Source organism: Cupriavidus sp. SIMBA_020, assembly GCF_046535395.1.
Taxonomy (GTDB): domain Bacteria; phylum Pseudomonadota; class Gammaproteobacteria; order Burkholderiales; family Burkholderiaceae; genus Cupriavidus; species Cupriavidus campinensis.
This window is the reverse complement of record NZ_JAWRWU010001071.1, coordinates 1-256: the sequence shown is the minus strand read 5'-3', so window position 1 is coordinate 256 and position 256 is coordinate 1. Positions and strand designations below refer to the sequence as shown.

Here is a 256-nt window from a genome sequence, read left to right as displayed (position 1 = left end):
AGCCGAGAATGAACGGCACGCGCCAGCCCCAGGACTTCAACGCCTCGGGCGACAGGCCGCGCGTGACCAACGCGCCCACCAGGGCGCCGAGCAGGAGCGCCGCCGCCTGGCTCGACATCTGCCAACTGCCGTAAAAGCCGCGCCTGGAGAACGGCGCCGCTTCGATCAGCAAGGCGGTCGAACTGCCGAACTCACCGCCGGCGGAAAAGCCTTGCAGCAAACGCCCGAGCACGATCATCAAGGGCGCGCCGATGCC

Annotated in this window: 1 protein-coding gene; it reads right to left on the bottom strand. The window is 68.8% G+C overall.

Annotated elements, in window-relative coordinates; genetic code table 11:
- On the bottom strand, positions 1 to 256 hold a 256-nt coding region (locus SB751_RS32790; protein WP_410749352.1), incomplete at both ends, for an MFS transporter.